Raw genomic sequence first — 18,047 nt, 5'->3', positions numbered from 1 at the left:
GCCCTGACAAGGGTTGACGCCAAAAATTGGTGTAGACCTTTACTGATGCGCAGGTCAAGTGGCGTTTACGGGTGGGTTTATGGGGCCCTCGGGAGGGGTGAAGAACGGGTCCCCGGCTGACGGCGGGTCATGGAGCGGCGAGGCGGTACGGGCGCCCGGCCGGAGCCGCGTCGCCGGTTCCTAGGCCCCGGCCACCCGCACGCTCCGCCCGCCCGCCGCCGCCTCCGGCCGTACCGCGCGGAACCGGCCCGTGCCGCGGTCGAGGACGTACGCCTGGGCCTCGGCCACGTGGAAGTACATGCCGTGCAGGGTGAGGGCGCCCTCGGCGACGCGGTGGGCGACGCACGGGTACGACATCAGGTGGTCGAGCTGCTGGACGACGTTGACCAGCGCGAGCCGCTCCACGTCGTCGGCGACCGGGCGTTCGGCGAGCGCGACTTCACCGCGGCCCAGCCGGCCGATCCGCTGCATCCGCGCCAGGCTCGGGCGGCCGTGCCGCAGCCAGCGCGCGAGCGGGGTCTGCGCGCCCGGCTCGTGGTCCGCGCCGAGCAGCGCCTGCATCGCGCCGCACCCCGAATGCCCGCAGACGGTCAGCGAACCGACCTTCAGCACCTCGACCGCGTACTCGATGGCCGCGCCCACCGAGTCGCACGCGGCGTCCGTGCCGGGCGGCGGCATCAGATTGCCGACATTGCGGACGGTGAACAGGTCACCCGGGCCGCTGGCGGTGATCATGCTGGTGACCAGCCGGGAGTCGGCGCAGGTCAGGAAGAGCTGGGTGGGCCGCTGCCCCTCGTGCGCCAGCCGGGCCAGTTCGTCCCGTACCAGTGGCGCCGTGTGGCGCTGGAACGCGCTCACGCCGACGAGCAGTTGATCGCCGCTGGTCCGCGGGACGGCCGCGGTCTCCTCGGGCGGGCGGGTGCAGTGGTGGTTGCGCCACGGCGTCCACGGGCGGCAGTGGTGGGCGCTCGCGGGCTCAGCGATCGGGCTCCCGGCGCGGCCCCCGAGGGTCACCCAGCCGCCGCCCGCGCGATGCCCGTCGGACCAGGCGCGCAGGGCCTCGTACGCGGCGTGGTCCATGAACGAGCCTCCCAGCTCGACGACGGTGTCCGCGCCGGCGGGCACCTGGGCGAGCGCCCGGGTCAGCCTCGGTACCGCGAGGAAGGTCAACTGCCCGTTGACCCGCACCCGGTGGCGGCCGTCCTCGGCGCCGACCGTGACCCGGGTGTGGGTCAGCCGCCGCAGCGACAGGAAGACCGCGATCCCGACGCCCAGGGCCACTCCCTGGAGGACGCCGAACAGCACCACACCGCCCAGGGTGACCGCGTAGACCGGGAACTCCCGGTGCCGCTGCACATGTTTGATGTGCGCAAAGCTCACCATCCGTACGCCCATGACCATCACCAGTGCGGCGAGGGCGGCCAGCGGGATCAGCTCCAGCGCCGTGGCGAGCAGACCGGCGCAGAGCACCACCCAGGCGCCGTGCAGCACGGTGGCACGCCGGCTGACGGCGCCCGCCCGCACACTCGCCGAGCCGCGCATCGCGCCGCCCGCCACCGGGAGCCCGCCCAGCAGCCCGGACACCACGTTGGCGACGCCCTGGCCCGTCAGTTCGCGGTTCAGGTTCGTACCGGACGTGGTGACGCCGCGGTCGGCGGCGAGGCGGTCCACCGCGACCGCCGACAGCAGGGACTCCATGCTGGCGACGAGGGTGACGGTCAGGACGGCGGCGACGATCCCCGGCACCGGCCCGTCCGGGAGGGCGGGCAGGGCCTGGAGCGACCACTCGGGCAGGGCGACGCGCGGCACCGGCACCGGCACGGCCGCGCTCACGGTCGTCGCGGCGGCCACGGCCGCCAGTGGGGCCGGGACCGTCCGCAGCGCCCGGCCGGCCCGCCCGGGCAGCCGCGGCCAGCCGGCGAGCACCGCGACCGTGACGGCACCGATGAGCAGGGCGGCGGTGTGCGGGTGCGCCAACTGGCCGGGCAGCGCGGCGACGTTGTCGACGGCCGAGCTGTCGGGGCTGCCGCCGAGCACCACGTGCAGTTGTCCGACGGCGATCGTGACGCCGATGCCCGCGAGCATGGCGTGCACGATCGCGGGGCTGATCGCGAGCGCGCCCCGGGCCACCCGTACGGCGCCGAGCGCGAGTTGGGCCAGCCCGGCGAGGACCGTGATGGCACAGGTGGCCCGCCAGCCGTACCGCTGCACCAGCTCGGCCGTGACCACGAGGAGGCTCGTCGCCGCGCCGCTGACCTGGAGGGGTGCGCCGCCGAGCAGCCCGGCGACGATGCCGCCGACGGCCGCGGCGACCAGGCCCGCCTGGAGGGGCGCCCCGGTGGCCAGGGCGAGGCCCAGCGAGAGCGGGACGGCGATCAGGAAGACGACGACCGAGGCGGACAGGTCGCCGCGCCGGGCCGCGGCCCGGTCTGCGGGCGGCGGGGGCTGGGTGCGGGGCGTGCTCGGAGCACCGGTCGGTCCCGGCGGCCCTGGCGGCTTCTGTAGCTGCGACATTCCCGTCTCCTCCGGGGCGGCGCGGTCACGCGGGGCGCGATCGTGGGCGGCGGTGTACTGCGGCGGGACGCGAGCCGGCCGGCTGGTGTCACGATTCGTGACGGCCCGGTGACTCTCAAGCATCGGTAAACGAAGCGTAATGACGCGTAAAGGCGGCAGAGAAGCCTTTTCCGGCATTCGGGTCCGTCGTTCCGTCTTTCGAGTGAACACAGCGCCGAGTCGCTTGCACCTTACGGCCCATTCCATGGCTTATGCGGGCTTAAAAACGGTTAATCACTTTTTCTGATGTTTCCGTTTGGCAGTTCGCAGCTCAGGGAGTGAGGTGGCTGATGGCAGCCGCAGCAAGGGTCACGGCCGGGTGGGTCACGACGATGGCGCTGGCGGCGGTCGCCGGCTGTGCCGGGGGGAACGGGGGCGGGCCGGGCGGCGCCCAGGGTGGCCAGGCCGCACCGCAGCGCACCGCCCAGCAGGTCAAGCTGATCGGCGACGGCTCGACCGCGTACACCGGGGCGCAGCCGATGCAGCCGAAGGCCGAACGCCTGAAACCCGGTGAGCGGCCGCCGCAGTTCGTGGTCTTCTCCTGGGACGGCGCCGGCGAGGACAGCCAGAAGCTGTTCTCGCACTTCCGCGCGGTCGGCAAGAAGTACGACGCCCGGATGACGTACTTCCTCAGCGGTGTCTACCTGCTCCCGGGCAACAGGAAGGACGCCTACCACCCGCCCAAGCACAGCCCCGGCGCCTCCGACATCGGCTTCAACGACGTCAAGGGCGTCCGGGCCACCGTGGAACAGATCCGCGGCGCCTGGATGGACGGCAACGAGATCGGTACGCACTTCAACGGCCACTTCTGCGGCCCGAACGGCGGCGTCGGCACCTGGTCGCCGGAGGAGTGGCAGAGCGAGATCCGGCAGGCCGAGGCGTTCGTCAAGTCCTGGAAGACGCACACCGGGCTGCGGACCGAGAAGCCGCTGCCGTTCGACTACAGCAAGGAACTCGTCGGCGGCCGCGCCCCCTGCCTCGAAGGACAGCGCAACCTCATCCCCGCCGCCAAGGCCATGGGCTTCCGCTACGACTCCAGCTCCGTCGGCGGACGGCAGCTCTGGCCGAAGCAGATCGACGGCATCTGGGACTTCCCCCTCCAGCAGATCCCCGTGCCCGGCCGGGCCTTCGAGACGCTCTCGATGGACTACAACTTCCTCGCCAACCAGTCCGGTACGACCAGGGGCGACCCGGCGATGCACGCTACCTGGGGCAAGCAGATGCGGGACGGCCTGATCGCCGCGTTCGAGCGGGCCGAGAAGGGCAACCGGGCACCGCTCATCGTCGGCAACCACTTCGAGTCCTGGAACGGCGGCACGTACATGCGCGCCGTCGAGGACGCCATCAAGACCATCTGCCCCCGCCGGGGCGTGCGCTGCGTGACCTTCAAGCAACTGGCCGACTGGCTGGACGCGCAGGACTCGCAGGTGCTGGAGAAGATGCGCGCGCTGCCGGTGGGCGGCGCCCCGAAGGGCGGGTGGGCGAGGTACCTGGCGACCCCGTCCGCGAAGCCGGGCGCGCCTGCCGGTTCGGCCGGGCCGGCGGAACCGGCTCGGCGGGAGGCGGAGTAGGGGTAGGCGCCTTGGGCGAGGTCCATGGGGCTCCGGGCCTCGACGGTGTTTCTGGTCTCGGCGGCGTTCCTGGTCCCGGTGGCGCTCCTGGGTGCCGCGCCGCTCCGGAGACCCCGGGGCGCCCCTGACCTCAGGTGTCAGGCCGGTTGCGGGGCTCCTGACGGCTCGGCGAGGACGAAGGCGGGGTCGACCTGGGCCGCCAGGTCGGCGCCCGTCTTCGCGTTCGCCCAACTCTCCGCGTTCTTCAGGTGGAAGTGCACCATCTGGCGGGTGTAGCGCTCCCAGTCGCGCTGCTCGTACGTTTCGTCAGCGGCGGCGTGCAGCTCCTTCAACGCCTGCCGCTGGTCGGCCTCCAGCAGGTCGAAGCGGCGCGGCCGGCCCTTCTCCATGGCCCGCACCCACGCCGAGTCCCCCACCGTGAGCAGCAGGTCCTCACCCACCTCGTCGGCCAGGAAGGCGGCGTCGTCCGGGCCCTGGACCTTGTTGCCGACGACCTTGAGGGCGATGCCGTAGTCGCGCGCGTAGTCCTTGTACTGGCGGTAGACCGCGACGCCCTTACGGGTGGGCTCGGCGACCAGGAAGGTCAGGTCGAAGCGGGTGAACATCCCGGAGGCGAACGAGTCGGAGCCGGCCGTCATGTCGACGACGACGTACTCCTCACGGCCGTCCACGAGGTGGTTCAGGCACAGTTCGACCGCGCCGGTCTTGGAGTGGTAGCAGGCCACCCCCAGGTCGGACTCGGCGAACGGGCCGGTCGCCATCAGGCGTACCGGTTCGCCCTCCAGGAGGACGGGCCGGGCGCACGCCGCGTACACCGGGTTGTCCTCGACGACCCGCAGCAGCCGGGAGCCCTCACCGGGCGGTGTCGTCTTGATCATTGTCTCGGCGGACGCGATACGCGGGTTGGTGCCGCGCAGGTAGTCCTTGACCAGCGGCAGCCGGGCACCGAGGGCCGGCAGCGCGGCGGCCTCCGCCTCGTCCATGCCGAGGGCGGTGGCCAGATGCTGGTTGATGTCGGCGTCCACCGCGATCACGGGGACGCGGGCGGCGGCGAGGTGGCGGATGAACAGGGAGGACAGCGTGGTCTTCCCACTGCCGCCCTTGCCCACGAACGCGATCTTCATGGTCACGAAGCGTAAGCGCCGAGTTGCCCCGGGTGAGAGGTTCGGGTGAAGAAGACCACTCCTTCGAGCGGTTGGGCCTTGCGGCCTACGGGGTGCGTAGGGTCGTACCCATGAGTACGACAGCCGATCCGCTCGCGACCCTGGCCTCGCTCCCGGGCGTCGCCGACTCCGTGGACTCCGTGCGCACCAGCGTGGACCGGGTCTACGGGCACCGGATCATGCGACGGCGCAGCAACGAGATCACCTCCGAGGCGGCGCTGCGCGGAGCACGGGCCTCCGCCGCGCTGGCCGGAGCCGACTGGGCGCTGGAGGAGGTGCGGCGGCGGTCCGACTTCGGCGTCGAGGGCGAGCCGCGGACGGTCGGCGCGGCCCTGCGGCTGACCGCCGAGGCCGGGCAACTGCTCAGCGTGTGGCGGCAGTCGCCGCTGCGGGTGCTGGCGCGGTTGCACCTGGTGGCGGCGAGCGGCGACGCCCGGCGGGAGTCGGTGGGACGGCCCCGGCTGGCGGGCGAGCCGGTCGACGAGCCCCTGGTGGAGCTGACGCTGCCGGACGCCGACGAGGTCGCCGGGCGTCTGGACGGGCTGGCGCGGCTGCTGCTGGCGGGCAGCGAGGCGCCGGCGCTGGTGGTGGCGGCCGTGGTGCACGGCGAGCTGCTGGCGCTACGCCCCTTCGGCTCGTACAACGGGCTGGTCGCGCGGGCCGCCGAGCGCATCGTGCTGGTCGGCAGCGGGCTGGACCCGAAGTCGGTCTGCCCGGCGGAGGTCGGGCACGCGGAACAGGACCGGGCCGCGTACGTGGCGGCGCTGGAAGGTTATGTGTCCGGCACCCCGGAGGGCGTGGCGGCGTGGATCGCGCACTGCGGCCGAGCGGTGGAGCTGGGGGCGCGGGAGAGCACGGCGGTGTGCGAGGCGATGCAGCGCGGGGCGGCCTGACGGGGGCGTCAAGGGGGCTGCGTCCGGGCGCTTACGGGGCTGCGGGGGAGAGCCGCCTTCGGCTACCGGCCGGCCGGGCCCCGGACAAAGGGTTGCGGCGGTACCCAGTCGTTCCGGTACCGCCGCTGGCACGTCCACCGGGTTACCAAGCGCGCTCCGGATGTGCCGATCAGGTCGGAGACTTGGTCCGTCACCTGGTACGGCTGGCCCGTAATCGACGGGTCGGCGTCGCGTGGGTGCCCGGTTTCCGTGCTTCGGTCCGTGGGGCCTTGCTGCGTAGAAGGTCTTCCTCTCGGATGTCCTCGGTCTCGCGGGCCGTTACGTCCTTTGTACTCCTGCCGCGGGGGAAGCGGAACCCCTCGCCACAGTTCTTTACTTTTCCCTTCAAACTCGGGTGATACGGGCAAAAACCGGGCGCCGCCGGCTCGCGTACCAGACGAGGCCCGCGGTCGCGGCGGCCGCACCCACGGCGGCCACCGTGGCGAGCACCGGACGCGACGGCATGCCCAGGGAGGGCAGCCGCTGCTTGAGCTGGACCGGCCGGGTGAACGACAGAACCGGCCATCCCCGGCTCGCGGCCTCGCGGCGCAGCGCGCGGTCCGGATTGACGGCGTACGGATGGCCGACCGCCTCCAGCATCGGCACATCGGTCGCCGAATCGCTGTAGGCGTAGCAGCGCGCCAGGTCGTAGCCCTCCGACGCGGCGAGGTCCCGTACCGCTTGTGCCTTGGTCGGGCCATAGGCGTAGTACTCCACCTCGCCCGTGAAGCGGCCGTCCGCGCCGACGACCATCCGGGTGGCCACCACGCGGTCGGCGCCGAGCAGGGCGCCGATCGGTTCGACCACCTCGGCGCCCGAGGTGGAGACGATCACGACGTCGCGGCCCGCCGTGTGATGCTCCTCGATGAGCGAGGCGGCCTCGTCGTAGATGAGCGGGTCGATCAGCTCGTGGAGGGTCTCCGCGATGATCTCCCGGACCTGGGCCACGTCCCAGCCCCGGCAGAGTGCCGACAGGTAGGCGCGCATCCGTTCCATCTGGTCGTGGTCGGCGCCGCCCGCGAGGAAGACGAACTGGGCATAGGCGGTGCGCAGAACGGCCCGGCGATTGATCAGGCCGCCTTGGTAGAACGACTTGCTGAAGGTCAGCGTGCTCGACTTAGCAATGACTGTCTTGTCCAGGTCGAAGAACGCGGCTGTCCGGGGTGTCGAGTGAGTCGCCGAGTGGGGCACGGAGTGGTTTTCCACGGGGCGAGCATAGGCGCCCACCATTCGGCGTAAGGTGTGGCGCGTGGGTTTGCCTGAGAAGGCTCTCGGGTACACCATGGAAGTCACGGATCGTTCGCGACCGTGCTAACCCGGTCCGACTCCTCCCCCCCGAGTCGGCCGTGGGGACGACCCCCGCTCTCCCCCCGGCGGGGGTCGTCGCATGTCCGGACGCGTTTTTGCCCGTCCGAGGCGGATCGGCCGCTTCCTCTTCATCGCCCGGCCCCGCGCTCTCCGACGCCCGCCGTTCGTCACTCAGGGTAGCCGTGGCGCTGCTCTAAGGGAGCCTTCAAGGTCGCCGGTATAGGTGACTGGGATATTCACAGCCTTTGAGTTGTCCACAGTTTTGGACCAAGATCCACGGGATTTTCCGGATCGCCGCACAGTGAAACTCCGCGAGTTCGCGGATGTGTGAGTTGTGTAGCGATAGGGGAACGGAACGTGGCCGGACGTATGACTCCCGATCAATCACCCGGACCCGCCGGAGGGCGCGGCGGACCGCTGGTCGTCACCGAGGACGAGGACCTTCTCGACGACGTCCTGAGACTCTGCGCGGCAGCCGGCGCGACACCGGAAGTGGCCCACGGCGTCGCCCGTGGCCGCAGTCCGGGCTGGGCCTCGGCGCCCCTGGTGATCGTCGGCGCCGACTGCGCACCCCGCCTGTGCGGAGCGGGCCGCCGGGACGGGGTGGTGCTCGTCGCCCGCGGCGCGGACGACCGGCAACTGTGGCGGCTGGCCGTCGCCCTCGGGGCGGAACGGGTGCTGGTGCTCCCCGGCGGCGAGAGCTGGCTGGTGGACCGGATCGCCGACGCGGTGGAGGGCGTCGGGCCCGCGGCCGTGACAGTGGGGGTGATCGGCGGCAGCGGCGGCGCCGGCGCGAGCACCCTCGCCTGTGCCCTGGCCCTGACGGCGGCCCGCGCGGGCCACCGGACCGTCCTGGTCGACGCGGACCCGCTGGGCGGCGGACTCGACGTACTGCTGGGCGGCGAGAAGGAGGAAGGGCTGCGCTGGCCCGCCTTCGCCGAATCGCGCGGACGGGTGGGCGGCGACGCCCTGGAGGAAGCGCTGCCGAGGCTGCACTCTTTACGCGTACTGAGCTGGGACCGGGGCGACGCGGTGGCGATCCCGCCGCAGGCGATGCGCGCGGTCATGGCAGCGGCGCGCAGACGGGGCGGCGCCGTGGTGGTGGACCTGCCGCGCAGGCTGGACGAAGCGGTCGTGGAAGCGCTGGCCCAGGTCGATGTCGGGCTGCTGGTCGTCCCCACCGAACTGCGGGCGCTGGCGGCGGCCCGGCGCGTGGCGGCCCTGATCCGTACGGTCCTGCCGGACGTACGGGTGGTGACACGCGCCAGCCCAGGCCCGGGCAGCGGCCGCGCCGCGGAGCTGGCGCCGGAGGAGGCCGCCCGGCTGCTCGGCCTTCCCTTGGCCGGAGAGCTGGGGTGGGAGGCCGGCCTCCCGGGAGAACTGGCGCGGGGGGCGCCGCCGGGGGCGAACGCCCGGGGAGCGTTGCGGCACTTCGGTACGGCTTTTTGGGGGCGGGTGTTGCCGGGGGGTGCGGGGGCGGGGATCGCGGGGTCGGGGGCTGCGGAGTCGAGAGGCGACGGGCCGGTGGGCGGTGGTCCGGAGGTCGGTGGGCGGCGCGGGTGGCTCGGTGAGGGCGTAGGGGGTGGTCCGGGTGAGGGCTGAGAGTCCCCGGACGGGCGGGTTGCGGGTTGGCGGGCCACAGGTGTTCGGTCCGCAGGGGCCCGGGGCGCAGGGGTCCGGACCGCAGGGGGCCGGGCTGTGGGTGTCCGGCGGGCAGTCCGGCGCCGGAGCCCACACCGACGCCCACACCGACGCCCACGCTGACGCCCGCGTCGACGCTCACGGCGCACCCCGTGCGGGCCGTACGGGCATCGGCGCCGGGCTTCTGGAGGCGGTGCGGGGGCGGCTGGCCCAGGCGGGTGCCGAGCCGACGCCCGCGCGGGTGGCGATGGCACTGCGCGCCGAGGGCCGCCTGCTCGGTGACGCGGAGGTGCTGGGAGTCGTCTCGGCGCTGCGGTCGGAGCTGGTCGGCTGCGGCCCTCTCGAACCGCTCGTCGCCGCACCGGAGGTGACCGATGTGCTGGTCAGCGCGCCGGACGAGGTGTGGGTGGACCGAGGTGGCGGCCTGGAGCGCACCTCGGTGCGCTTCGCCGACGAGGCCGCGGTACGGCGGCTCGCCCAGCGGCTGGCCTCGGTGGCCGGACGGCGGCTGGACGACGCCCACCCCTGGGTGGACGCGCGGTTGCCCGACGGCACCCGTCTGCACGCCGTACTGCCTCCGGTGGCGGTCGCGGGCACCTGCCTGTCGCTGCGCGTCCTGCGCCCCCGCGCCTTCACCCTCGCGGAACTGGTCGCGGCGGGCACGGTCCCGCCGGACGGCGACCGTCTGCTGCGGGCCGTGCTGGACGCCCGGCTCTCCTTCCTCATCAGCGGCGGGACCGGCTCCGGGAAGACCACGCTGCTCAGCTCACTGCTGAGCCTGGCAGGCCCGGCCGAACGGCTCGTTCTGGCCGAGGACTCCGCGGAACTGAGGCCGGACCACCCCCACGTCGTACGGCTGGAGACCCGGCCCGCGAACCAGGAGGGCGTCGGCCGCGTCACCCTGCGGGACCTGGTGCGACAGGCGCTGCGGATGCGGCCGGACCGGCTGGTGGTCGGCGAGGTGCGCGGCGCCGAGGTCACGGACCTGCTGGCGGCGCTGAACACGGGCCACGAGGGCGGCTGCGGCACGGTCCACGCAAACGCCCCCGGCGACGTACCGGCGCGCTTGGAGGCCCTCGGCTCGACGGCCGGTCTCGACCGGGCGGCACTGCACAGCCAGGTGGCCGCCGCCCTGTCGGTGCTGCTGCACCTCGTACGGGACCGGGACGGCCGACGGCGGCTCGCCCGGGTGGACGTTCTGGAGCGGGGCCGGGACGGCTTCGTGATGACCGTACCGGCAGCCGTGTGGGCACCGGCGGGGTTCCAAGAGGCGGCCGGCTGGCCGCGATTGACGGAATTGTGCGAGCGGGGGAGGGATGCGCGATGAGTGATGTCGGTGTCGGTGTCGGTGTGGCGGCGGTGCCGGTGTGCGCGGCCGTGCTGTGCGCGGGGGTGGCGGTCTGGCTGTCCGGCGGGCGGAGCGGTGACGTACGACGGGCTCGACTGCTGTTGGTGGACGGGGAGAGAGCAGGCCCGGAGGGGTGGGCACGCGAACCGGTCGCTGACGAAGCCGAGTTCACGCCCCGGCGGGCGTTGCGGCAGGTGGTGCATTGGGCCACGTGGGCCGCGTACCGAGCCTCCCGACTGGGCGGTGGCAGGCGGAACGCCTGCCGGGATCCTCGGCGGAGCGGAGAAAGCCGGCCCGGGGCCACCCGCTCCCCGCGAGAGCTGTGGTGCCTGCCGGCCGGTCTCGTGCTCGGTGTCATGACCGGTTCGGTGCTGCCCGTGATCGCCGCCGTGGTGGCGTCGGTCCTGGTGCGGCGATGGCTCCGGACCCGTGAACGGGTGCGGGAGCGGGAGCGTCGGGGCGCGGCGGTGATCGAGCTGTGCGAGGCGGTGGCGGGCGAGTTGCGGGCCGGACGGCAGCCGGGGCCGGCCCTGACGGCGGTCGGGGCCGCGAGTTTCGGCGAGGCGGGCGCGGCGGTCACGGCGGCGGCCCGGTTCGGCGGGGACGTACCGGCGGCCCTGCGGGCGGCGGGGCGGCTGCCGGGCGCGGAGGGGCTGGCCGGTGTGGCGGCGTGCTGGCAGGTCGCCGTCGACGGCGGAGCCGGGCTGGCCGCCGGGCTGGAACGGATCGCGACGGCTCTCCGGGCGGAACGCGACCAGCGCGACGACCTGCGCGCCCAGTTGGCGGGCCCGAGGGCGACCGCCCTGATGCTCGCGCTCCTCCCGGCCGGAGGGCTGGCGATGGGCAGCGCCCTCGGCGCCGACCCGATCCGAGTGCTGCTGCACACCCCCGCCGGATGGGCGTGCCTGCTGGTCGGCGGCCTGTTGGAGTGGTGCGGCATCGTCTGGACGGCGCGGATCATCACGGCTGCCGAAGGGGGCGGTCATGTCCGCTGACGTCGGTCAAGGCGGCATCCCAGAAGTTGTCCACACCCTGGGGACAGTTTTCCTGGTCCTGGCCACCGTGGCCGGCGCGTTGACCACGGCCGGGGATGTGCGCGGCGTACGGACTGTCCGACGGCGGGCGGGAACGGTCCTCGGCAAGGCCGTACGGCACCCCGACGGCACCGGTCGGCGCCTGGGACCGAAGCTGAAGCGCGGCCGGAGACGTCGATGGCCCCGAGCCGTCCGGGAACGGGCCGGGCCCGCCGTGATCGCGGGCGCCGTGGCCATTCTCGTCGGCGGAGTGACCGGTGGCGTACTGGGACTCGCCGTGGCCTACGGAGCCGGACGGTGGCGACGCCGTACACAGGCACAGGCCGTGCGGCAGGCGGCCGAGAACGGTCTGCGGGCGGCGCTGGCACCGGCCGCGGGCCTGCTCGCGGCCTGCCTGGCGGCGGGCGCCGGGCCACGCGAGTCCGCCGAGGCGGTGGGGCGGTCGCTCGGCGGAACCGTCGGCGAGCAGTTGTGGCGTGTGGCCGCGGAACTCCGGCTCGGCAGCGACCCCGCGACGGCATGGCGGCGATTCGGGGCACTCCCCGGCGCCCGGGGACTGGCCCGGTGCATGGAACGGGCGGGCATATCGGGGGTCCCGGCCGTGGAGGGCGTCTCCCGGATCGCGGCGGAACTGCGGGCGCAGGAGACCCGCTCCGCGGCCGAACGAGCCCGCCGGGCCGGGGTGCTGGTCACGATGCCGCTGGCGGCGTGCTTCCTGCCCGCCTTCCTGACGCTCGGCGTCGTACCGGTCCTGGTCGGCCTGGCCACAGCGCTCCTGCGGAACTCATGACGGCGCACGACCGACCCGAGCCGTATGCATATGCCGGCTCTCAGACAGCAGAAGCGATCTCAAGTTCGAGGGGGAAGAGATGTTCGTACGAAGGTGGCTGGAGCGACGCGTTGCGGCCGTACGGGAGAGGGCCTGCGCAGACCGGGGCATGACCACGGCCGAGTACGCCCTGGGAACCCTGGCGGCGTGTGCGGCTGCGGCCGTGCTCTACAAGGTGCTGTCGGGCGACGCGGTGGAAGCGGCGCTGCGCGCGGTGATCGGGAAGGCCCTCGGTGTCCAGGTCTGACGACGGCTACGGCCGTCACCGTGATCGCAGCCGCGGACGTGATCGCACTCGCGACCGCGACCGGGGCTATGTGACGGCGGAGACGGCCCTGGCAATCCCGGCGTTGGTGCTGTTCACGGGGTTGCTCCTATGGGGGCTGGCGGCCGCCTGCGCGCAGATCCAGTGCGTGGACGCGGCACGTGCCGGGGCCCGGGCGGCAGCCCGGTCGGAACCACCGGCGGCCGTCGGCGCGGTGGCCCGCGACGCGGCCCCGAAGGGCGCGCGGGTGACGCTGGATAGGCGAGGTGATCTGGTGCGCGTACGGGTCGAGGCGGCGTCACCCGGCGTCGGCCCGTTGACGCTGACGCTTCGAGGGGAGGCGACGGCTCTTGCGGAGGAGACGGTGGGGTGATGAGGGATCGGCCACGGTGTGGGCGGTGTTCGCGGCGATGGCGCTGTGCACGGTGTTCGCGGTGGTGATCGCCATGGCCCAGGTGGTCGTGACACGCCATCGCGCGGGCGCCGCAGCGGATTTGGCGGCCTTGGCGGCGGCGGACACCGCACTCCAGGGCGCCCCGGCCGCCTGCCGAGCCGCCCGGGAGGTGGCGGCCGCGCAAGACGCTCACCTGGTGCGCTGCACCGTTCGGGGCGACATCGCGGACGTCACGGCCCGGGCCCGTGGCGGACCGTTCGCCCCGGACATCCGCTCCCGGGCGGGCCCGGCGGCGACAACGGGCCGGGCCGCCGAACCGATACCCGAACGGGCCGACCCTGCACGGCAGTAGTGCCTGGCAGCAGTGGCCGGCGCCGCCCCGGGAGGCATGCCGTGAAGGCGATCGACGTATGGGAAACGGCGGCCGCGCTGCCGGAAGCGTGGGGTTCCTGCATCCTGGGGAAGGTGGGCGCGGCCCGCGTGAAGGTGCTGCACATGGACGAGTTGCCGGGGGAAGGAAGCGCACGGGACGGACGAGGCGCTGTTCGCGCTCGACGGGCGGCTGGAGCTGTCGGTGGGCGGCGTGGACGTCTCGGTGGGGCCGGGAGAGCTGTACCTGGTCCCGGCGGACGTGACACACGCGGTCCGCGCGGGAAGCCGCGGCAGGTTGGTGATCCTCGACACGTAGACGGGGACGGGACGGAGGCGAATACGGGGACGGAGGTGGAGGAGGCGGGGGTGGGGTGGGGGGAGGGGAGGGGGAAGTAAGCCCGGCAACAACCTCCGGCCCCGTCCCCAAGCCCACCCCCGCCGCCCCCTGCCTAGCCCTCCCCCCCAGCCCAGCCCTCGCCCCTGCCCTACCCCTCCAACCCCACCCCCTCATAGCCGTACACACGCAGCGGATCGAGGTGCAGTTCGTACGGGCCCATGCAGTCGGCCGCGAGAGTGGCGATGAGGGTCCCGCAGGTGCACGCCATGTTGCGGCCGCCCGTGCCCAACGGGCCGCAGCAGCCGTGGTGGCCGGCGGGGACGGCGGTCCGGCGGAGGTCAGGTGTGTCGTCCGGGTGGACGATCACTGTGTTCCGGGGGGCCGGCGGAGACCATGTCGTCCATACCGGGCGGCATGAGCAGGGCACGATCGTCCATGACGCGACCGCCACCACCACCGCCCCCGCGACCGCCCCCGGCAGGCTCGAACGGAGCGCCCCACGGCTCAGGGTCGATCGCATAGTGGCCCGGCGGCACGGTGGAGGGGGCGAGCCCCGTCTCCCTGTCGCGGTCCTTGTCGTGCGTCGACACGTCGGGGACGGCGGGCAGCCGCCGCAGGTCCGGGGTGAGGGTGTGGCCGCACTTGGCACAGAGGAAAACGGTCATGAGGTGATTCTTCGGGCTTTCAGGGAGCCGGCTTCGGCGCGTTCTTGAGGAGTTCGGTCAGGAGGCGTACGGCGCCTCGTTTGTGGAGCGGGTCGTTGCCGTTGCCGCACTTGGGCGACTGGATGCAGGACGGGCAGCCGGCCTCGCACTCGCAGGAGGCGATGGCCTTGCGGGTGGCCGCGAGCCACTCCGGGGCGGTGTGGAAGGCGCGTTCGGCGAAGCCCGCGCCGCCCGGGTGGCCGTCGTAGACGAAGACGGTGGGCAGGAGGGTGTCGGGGTGCAGGGGGAGGGACACGCCGCCGATGTCCCAGCGGTCGCAGGTGGCGAAGAGCGGCAGCAGGCCGATGGAGGCGTGTTCGGCGGCGTGCAGGGCGCCGCCGAGCTGCTCGGGATTGACCCGGGCCGCGTCGAGCTGGTCCTCGGTGACGGTCCACCACACGGCCCGGGTGCGCAGCGTACGGGGCGGCAGGTCCAGCTTGGTCTCGCCCAGCACCTCGCCCGTGATCAGCCGGCGGCGCAGGTAGGAGACGACCTGGTTGGTGACCTCCACCGAGCCGAAGCACAGGCGCGCGTCGCCCCACGGGACCTCCGTCTCGGTCTCCAGGACGGCGATGGCGGTGGTGTCGCGCGCGGTCGTCGAATACGGCGGGTTCGCCTCCTGGACGAGGGCCACGTCGTCCTCCAGGTCCAGGTGCTCGACCAGATACGTACGGCCCTGGTGGAGGTGTACGGCGCCGGTGTGGACGGTGGTGTGCGCGGCGGCCGCGTCCACCGTGCCCAGCAGACGGCCGGTGCCTGACTCCACGACCTGTACGGGCGAGCCGCCCTGCCCGCGGATGTCGGCGAGGTCGGCGGCCCGCTCGCGACGGGTCCAGTGCCACGCCTTGGCGCGGCGGCGCAGCAGCTTGCGGGCCTCCAGGGACGGGAGGAGGCCCGGGGCGGCGGGGCCGAACAGGGAGAAGTCGTCCTCGGTGAGCGGAAGTTCCGCGGCGGCCGCGCACAGGTGCGGGGCGAGCACGTACGGATTGTCCGGGTCCAGCACGGTGGACTCGACGGGCTGGTCGAAGAGCGCCTCCGGATGGTGCACCAGGTAGGTGTCCAGCGGGTCGTCCCGGGCGACGAGGACGGCGAGCGCGCCCTGCCCGGCCCGCCCCGCGCGCCCGGCCTGCTGCCACAGGGAGGCGCGGGTGCCCGGGTATCCGGCGATCAGTACGGCGTCCAGCCCGGAGACGTCCACGCCCAGCTCCAGGGCCGTGGTGGCGGCCAGGCCGAGCAGGTCGCCGGTGTGCAGCGCGCGCTCCAGCGCCCGCCGTTCCTCGGGCAGGTAGCCACCCCGGTAGGCGGCCACCCGCTGGGCCAGGGCCCGTGCGACCGTCCCCAGCCGCTCCTGCGCGATGAGGGCGATCAGTTCGGCGCCGCGCCTCGACCGTACGAAGGCGACGGTGCGGACTTCCTGGAGGGCGAGGTCGGTCAGCAGGTCGGCGGTTTCGGCGGTGGCGGTACGGCGTACAGGGGCGCCCTGCTCGCCGTGCAGCTCCGTCAGCGGCGGCTCCCACAGCGCGAAGACCACCTCGCCGCGCGGCGAGGCGTCCTCCGTGACTTCGGCCACAGGCAGGCCCGTCAGCCGCCCGGCCGCCCGCGCCGGTTCGGCGGCGGTGGCCGAGGCCAGCAGGAAGACCGGTTCGGAGCCGTACCGGGCACAGACACGCCGGAGGCGGCGGACGACCTGGGCCACGTGCGAGCCGAAGACGCCCCGGTAGCTGTGGCACTCGTCGATGACGACGTAGCGCAGGGCGCGCAGGAAGGAGGACCAGCGGGGGTGGGCCGGGAGGATGCCCAGGTGGAGCATGTCGGGGTTGGTCAGGACGTAGTTGCCGTACTGGCGCACCCATTCGCGTTCCTCGACCGGCGTGTCGCCGTCATACACGGCCGGCCGTACCGCGGTACCGAGCGGCGCGGCGAGTTCGCCGACGGCGCGCCGCTGATCGGCGGCGAGCGCCTTGGTGGGCGCGAGGTACAGGGCCGTGGCGCCGCGTCCGTTCGGCGCCTCGGAGCCGTCCAGGAGCCCGGACAGCACCGGGACCAGGTAGGCGAGCGACTTCCCGGACGCCGTGCCGGTGGCGATGACCACCGATTCGCCCCGCAGGGCGTGCTCGGCGGTACGTGCCTGATGGGTCCACGGGTGGGCGATCCCGGCGGCGCGGACGGCCTCCAGCACCTCCGGACGGATCCGTGCGGGCCATTCCGCATGGCTGCCGATGCGTGGGGGCAAGTGCTCCGTATGAGTGATGCGCGTAGCGCGGGACGCCCCCTGGGTGAGACGGTCCAGGACCGTGCGCGGGGAGGGGCTGGTGCCCCCGTCCGGGGGCAGCTGATTGGAGGCCATCGGCACCGAGTGTGTCACCGGTGTGACGGACAATGCGCACAAGGCGTCGTGCACGCCTGCTGGTAAGTGATTGAATGCCATCGCGGCTGCCGATCCATGGGGGGCGACCGCTCGATAGCAAGGTGCTGGAGGATCCGTGGACCTGTCCCTGTCGACCCGGACCGTTGGCGACCGTACGGTCGTCGAGGTCGGTGGCGAGATTGATGTATACACCGCGCCCAAGCTGCGGGAGCAGCTGGTCGAGCTCGTGAACGACGGAAGCTACCACCTCGTGGTGGACATGGAGCGTGTCGACTTCCTGGACTCCACGGGGCTCGGCGTTCTGGTCGGCGGGCTCAAGCGGGTGCGTGCCCACGAGGGCTCGCTGCGCCTGGTCTGCAACCAGGAGCGCATTTTGAAGATCTTCCGTATCACCGGACTGACCAAGGTGTTCCCGATTCACACCTCGGTCGACGAAGCCGTCGCAGCCACCGACTGACGGCTTGCCGGTCCCCGCGCCGCGGCGCGGGGGTTGGAAGCAGTGGGGGGAACCGGGCTTGGCGGTCCGGCCCCCTGCGTTGCACGCCCGCATACCGAGGGGGATGGCATGGCCACCGTCGAACTCCGCTTCAGCGCCCTTCCCGAGCACGTCCGCACCGCGCGACTGGTCGCGGCTGCCGTGGCGAGGCGGGCCGGCGTGGACGAGGCCGTGCTGGACGAGGTCCGGCTCGCCGTCGGTGAGGCGTGCACCCGTGCGGTGGGGCTGCACCGCACCAACAACATCACGGCCCCGGTACGGGTCGCCCTGGTCGAGGACGAGAAGAAGTTCTCCATCGAGGTGGGCGACGAGGTCCCGGGGAGCCCGGCGGGTGCCGGGGCGGTGCCCGGCGTCCGCGGTCTGGACGGGGAGCCGCTGCCCGGCGCTCCCGTCTCGGACAACGGCGACGCGGCCGAGAGCGACGACGAGATGGGCCTCGCGGTCATCAGCGGGCTGGTCGACGACGTCGAGGTGACCTCCGGCGAGACCGGCGGCCTCATCCGCATGAGCTGGCCCACGACGCCGGCGCCGGTGCTTCCGTAGACGCCCGGCCTGCCGTACGGGTCGGCTGCCGTACGGGCTGTCCTGCCGTCGGGATCGGCGGTCCCGTCACCGTGCTGCCCACGCCCACGCCCCCGTAGCGGGCGGCGCGCGCCGTAGCGCCTGCGGGCTGCCGCGACGCACTACGGGCTCACGTGTGGCGGCCCCTCACCCCCGCCCGCCCCACCCGCC

Annotated in this window: 17 protein-coding genes; 12 read left to right on the top strand and 5 right to left on the bottom strand. The window is 73.4% G+C overall.

The features are described from left to right. Window positions 1–180: 180 nt before the first annotated feature. On the bottom strand, window positions 181–2,514 hold the full coding sequence (locus tag EJG53_RS18650) for a SulP family inorganic anion transporter (RefSeq protein ID WP_125045796.1): 2,334 nt from the start codon (window positions 2,512–2,514) through the stop codon (window positions 181–183). A 329-nt stretch (window positions 2,515–2,843) separates the two neighbouring features. Here EJG53_RS18650 and EJG53_RS18645 point away from each other — a divergent pair, with 329 nt between their 5' ends. Beyond that, window positions 2,844–4,124 carry a polysaccharide deacetylase family protein gene (locus tag EJG53_RS18645; RefSeq protein WP_125045795.1) on the top strand — a complete coding sequence of 427 codons (1,281 nt, stop codon included), beginning with the start codon at window positions 2,844–2,846 and terminating at the stop codon, window positions 4,122–4,124. Window positions 4,125–4,261: 137 nt separating this feature from the next. On the opposite strand, the gene EJG53_RS18640 is transcribed toward EJG53_RS18645, so the two are convergent. Then, entirely contained in the window at window positions 4,262–5,248 is a 987-nt protein-coding gene (locus EJG53_RS18640) for an ATP-binding protein (protein WP_125045794.1), read from the bottom strand. Window positions 5,249–5,358: 110 nt separating this feature from the next. On the opposite strand from EJG53_RS18640, the gene EJG53_RS18635 reads away from it, so the two are divergent. Next, on the top strand, window positions 5,359–6,180 hold the full coding sequence (locus EJG53_RS18635; RefSeq protein ID WP_125045793.1) for a Fic family protein: 822 nt from the start codon (window positions 5,359–5,361) through the stop codon (window positions 6,178–6,180). A 384-nt stretch (window positions 6,181–6,564) separates the two neighbouring features. Here the strand turns inward: EJG53_RS18635 and EJG53_RS18630 are convergent, their stop codons facing one another. Next, entirely contained in the window at window positions 6,565–7,449 is an 885-nt protein-coding gene (locus EJG53_RS18630; RefSeq protein WP_032928049.1) for an HAD family hydrolase, read from the bottom strand. A gap of 435 nt (window positions 7,450–7,884) precedes the next feature. Between EJG53_RS18630 and ssd the strand changes: the two genes are divergently transcribed. The 8 genes from ssd to EJG53_RS43635 all read left to right on the top strand — a co-directional run bounded on the left by ssd (window position 7,885) and on the right by EJG53_RS43635 (window position 13,726). After that, window positions 7,885–9,129: a septum site-determining protein Ssd gene (gene ssd, locus EJG53_RS18625; RefSeq protein ID WP_125045792.1), complete on the top strand. Its 1,245-nt coding sequence runs from the start codon at window positions 7,885–7,887 to the stop codon at window positions 9,127–9,129. 208 nt (window positions 9,130–9,337) lie between these two features. Beyond that, window positions 9,338–10,495, top strand: a complete 1,158-nt coding sequence (locus EJG53_RS18620) for a TadA family conjugal transfer-associated ATPase (RefSeq protein ID WP_125049441.1) — start codon at window positions 9,338–9,340, stop codon at window positions 10,493–10,495. Beyond that, window positions 10,492–11,511: a type II secretion system F family protein gene (locus EJG53_RS18615; RefSeq protein ID WP_244955207.1), complete on the top strand. Its 1,020-nt coding sequence runs from the start codon at window positions 10,492–10,494 to the stop codon at window positions 11,509–11,511. Before EJG53_RS18620 ends, EJG53_RS18615 begins: the two co-directional genes overlap by 4 nt. After that, complete coding sequence (locus tag EJG53_RS18610; protein WP_125045791.1) at window positions 11,501–12,340, top strand: type II secretion system F family protein; 840 nt, start codon at window positions 11,501–11,503, stop codon at window positions 12,338–12,340. Before EJG53_RS18615 ends, EJG53_RS18610 begins: the two co-directional genes overlap by 11 nt. Window positions 12,341–12,437: 97 nt before the next feature. After that, window positions 12,438–12,626 (top strand): DUF4244 domain-containing protein, encoded by a 189-nt coding sequence (locus EJG53_RS18605; RefSeq protein WP_371858802.1) that lies wholly within the window; start codon window positions 12,438–12,440, stop codon window positions 12,624–12,626. Window positions 12,627–12,696: 70 nt separating this feature from the next. After that, window positions 12,697–13,017, top strand: coding sequence for a TadE family type IV pilus minor pilin (locus EJG53_RS18600; RefSeq protein WP_280526776.1), 321 nt, complete (start codon window positions 12,697–12,699; stop codon window positions 13,015–13,017). Next, window positions 12,995–13,390, top strand: a complete 396-nt coding sequence (locus tag EJG53_RS18595; RefSeq protein WP_125045789.1) for an Rv3654c family TadE-like protein — start codon at window positions 12,995–12,997, stop codon at window positions 13,388–13,390. The genes EJG53_RS18600 and EJG53_RS18595 overlap by 23 nt, the downstream gene beginning before the upstream one ends. Before the next feature lie 222 nt (window positions 13,391–13,612). Beyond that, window positions 13,613–13,726: a cupin domain-containing protein gene (locus tag EJG53_RS43635; protein ID WP_307721691.1), complete on the top strand. Its 114-nt coding sequence runs from the start codon at window positions 13,613–13,615 to the stop codon at window positions 13,724–13,726. A 359-nt stretch (window positions 13,727–14,085) separates the two neighbouring features. Here EJG53_RS43635 and EJG53_RS42565 read toward each other — a convergent pair whose 3' ends face one another. Both EJG53_RS42565 and EJG53_RS18580 read right to left on the bottom strand, forming a co-directional pair. Beyond that, on the bottom strand, window positions 14,086–14,412 hold the full coding sequence (locus tag EJG53_RS42565; protein WP_244955205.1) for a hypothetical protein: 327 nt from the start codon (window positions 14,410–14,412) through the stop codon (window positions 14,086–14,088). 19 nt (window positions 14,413–14,431) lie between these two features. Continuing rightward, window positions 14,432–16,879: a DEAD/DEAH box helicase gene (locus EJG53_RS18580; protein ID WP_125045788.1), complete on the bottom strand. Its 2,448-nt coding sequence runs from the start codon at window positions 16,877–16,879 to the stop codon at window positions 14,432–14,434. A gap of 55 nt (window positions 16,880–16,934) precedes the next feature. Here EJG53_RS18580 and bldG point away from each other — a divergent pair, with 55 nt between their 5' ends. Together bldG and EJG53_RS18570 are read left to right on the top strand one after the other, a co-directional pair. Further along, a complete protein-coding gene (gene bldG / locus EJG53_RS18575) occupies window positions 16,935–17,276 on the top strand; it encodes an anti-sigma factor antagonist BldG (protein ID WP_004571875.1) in 342 nt (113 codons plus the stop codon). 108 nt (window positions 17,277–17,384) lie between these two features. After that, entirely contained in the window at window positions 17,385–17,858 is a 474-nt protein-coding gene (locus EJG53_RS18570; protein ID WP_125045787.1) for an ATP-binding protein, read from the top strand. The last annotated feature ends 189 nt before the right edge of the window (window positions 17,859–18,047 follow it).

It is taken from the genome of Streptomyces chrestomyceticus JCM 4735, assembly GCF_003865135.1.
Lineage (GTDB): Bacteria > Actinomycetota > Actinomycetes > Streptomycetales > Streptomycetaceae > Streptomyces > Streptomyces chrestomyceticus.
This window is presented reverse-complemented; position numbering and strand designations above follow the sequence as displayed.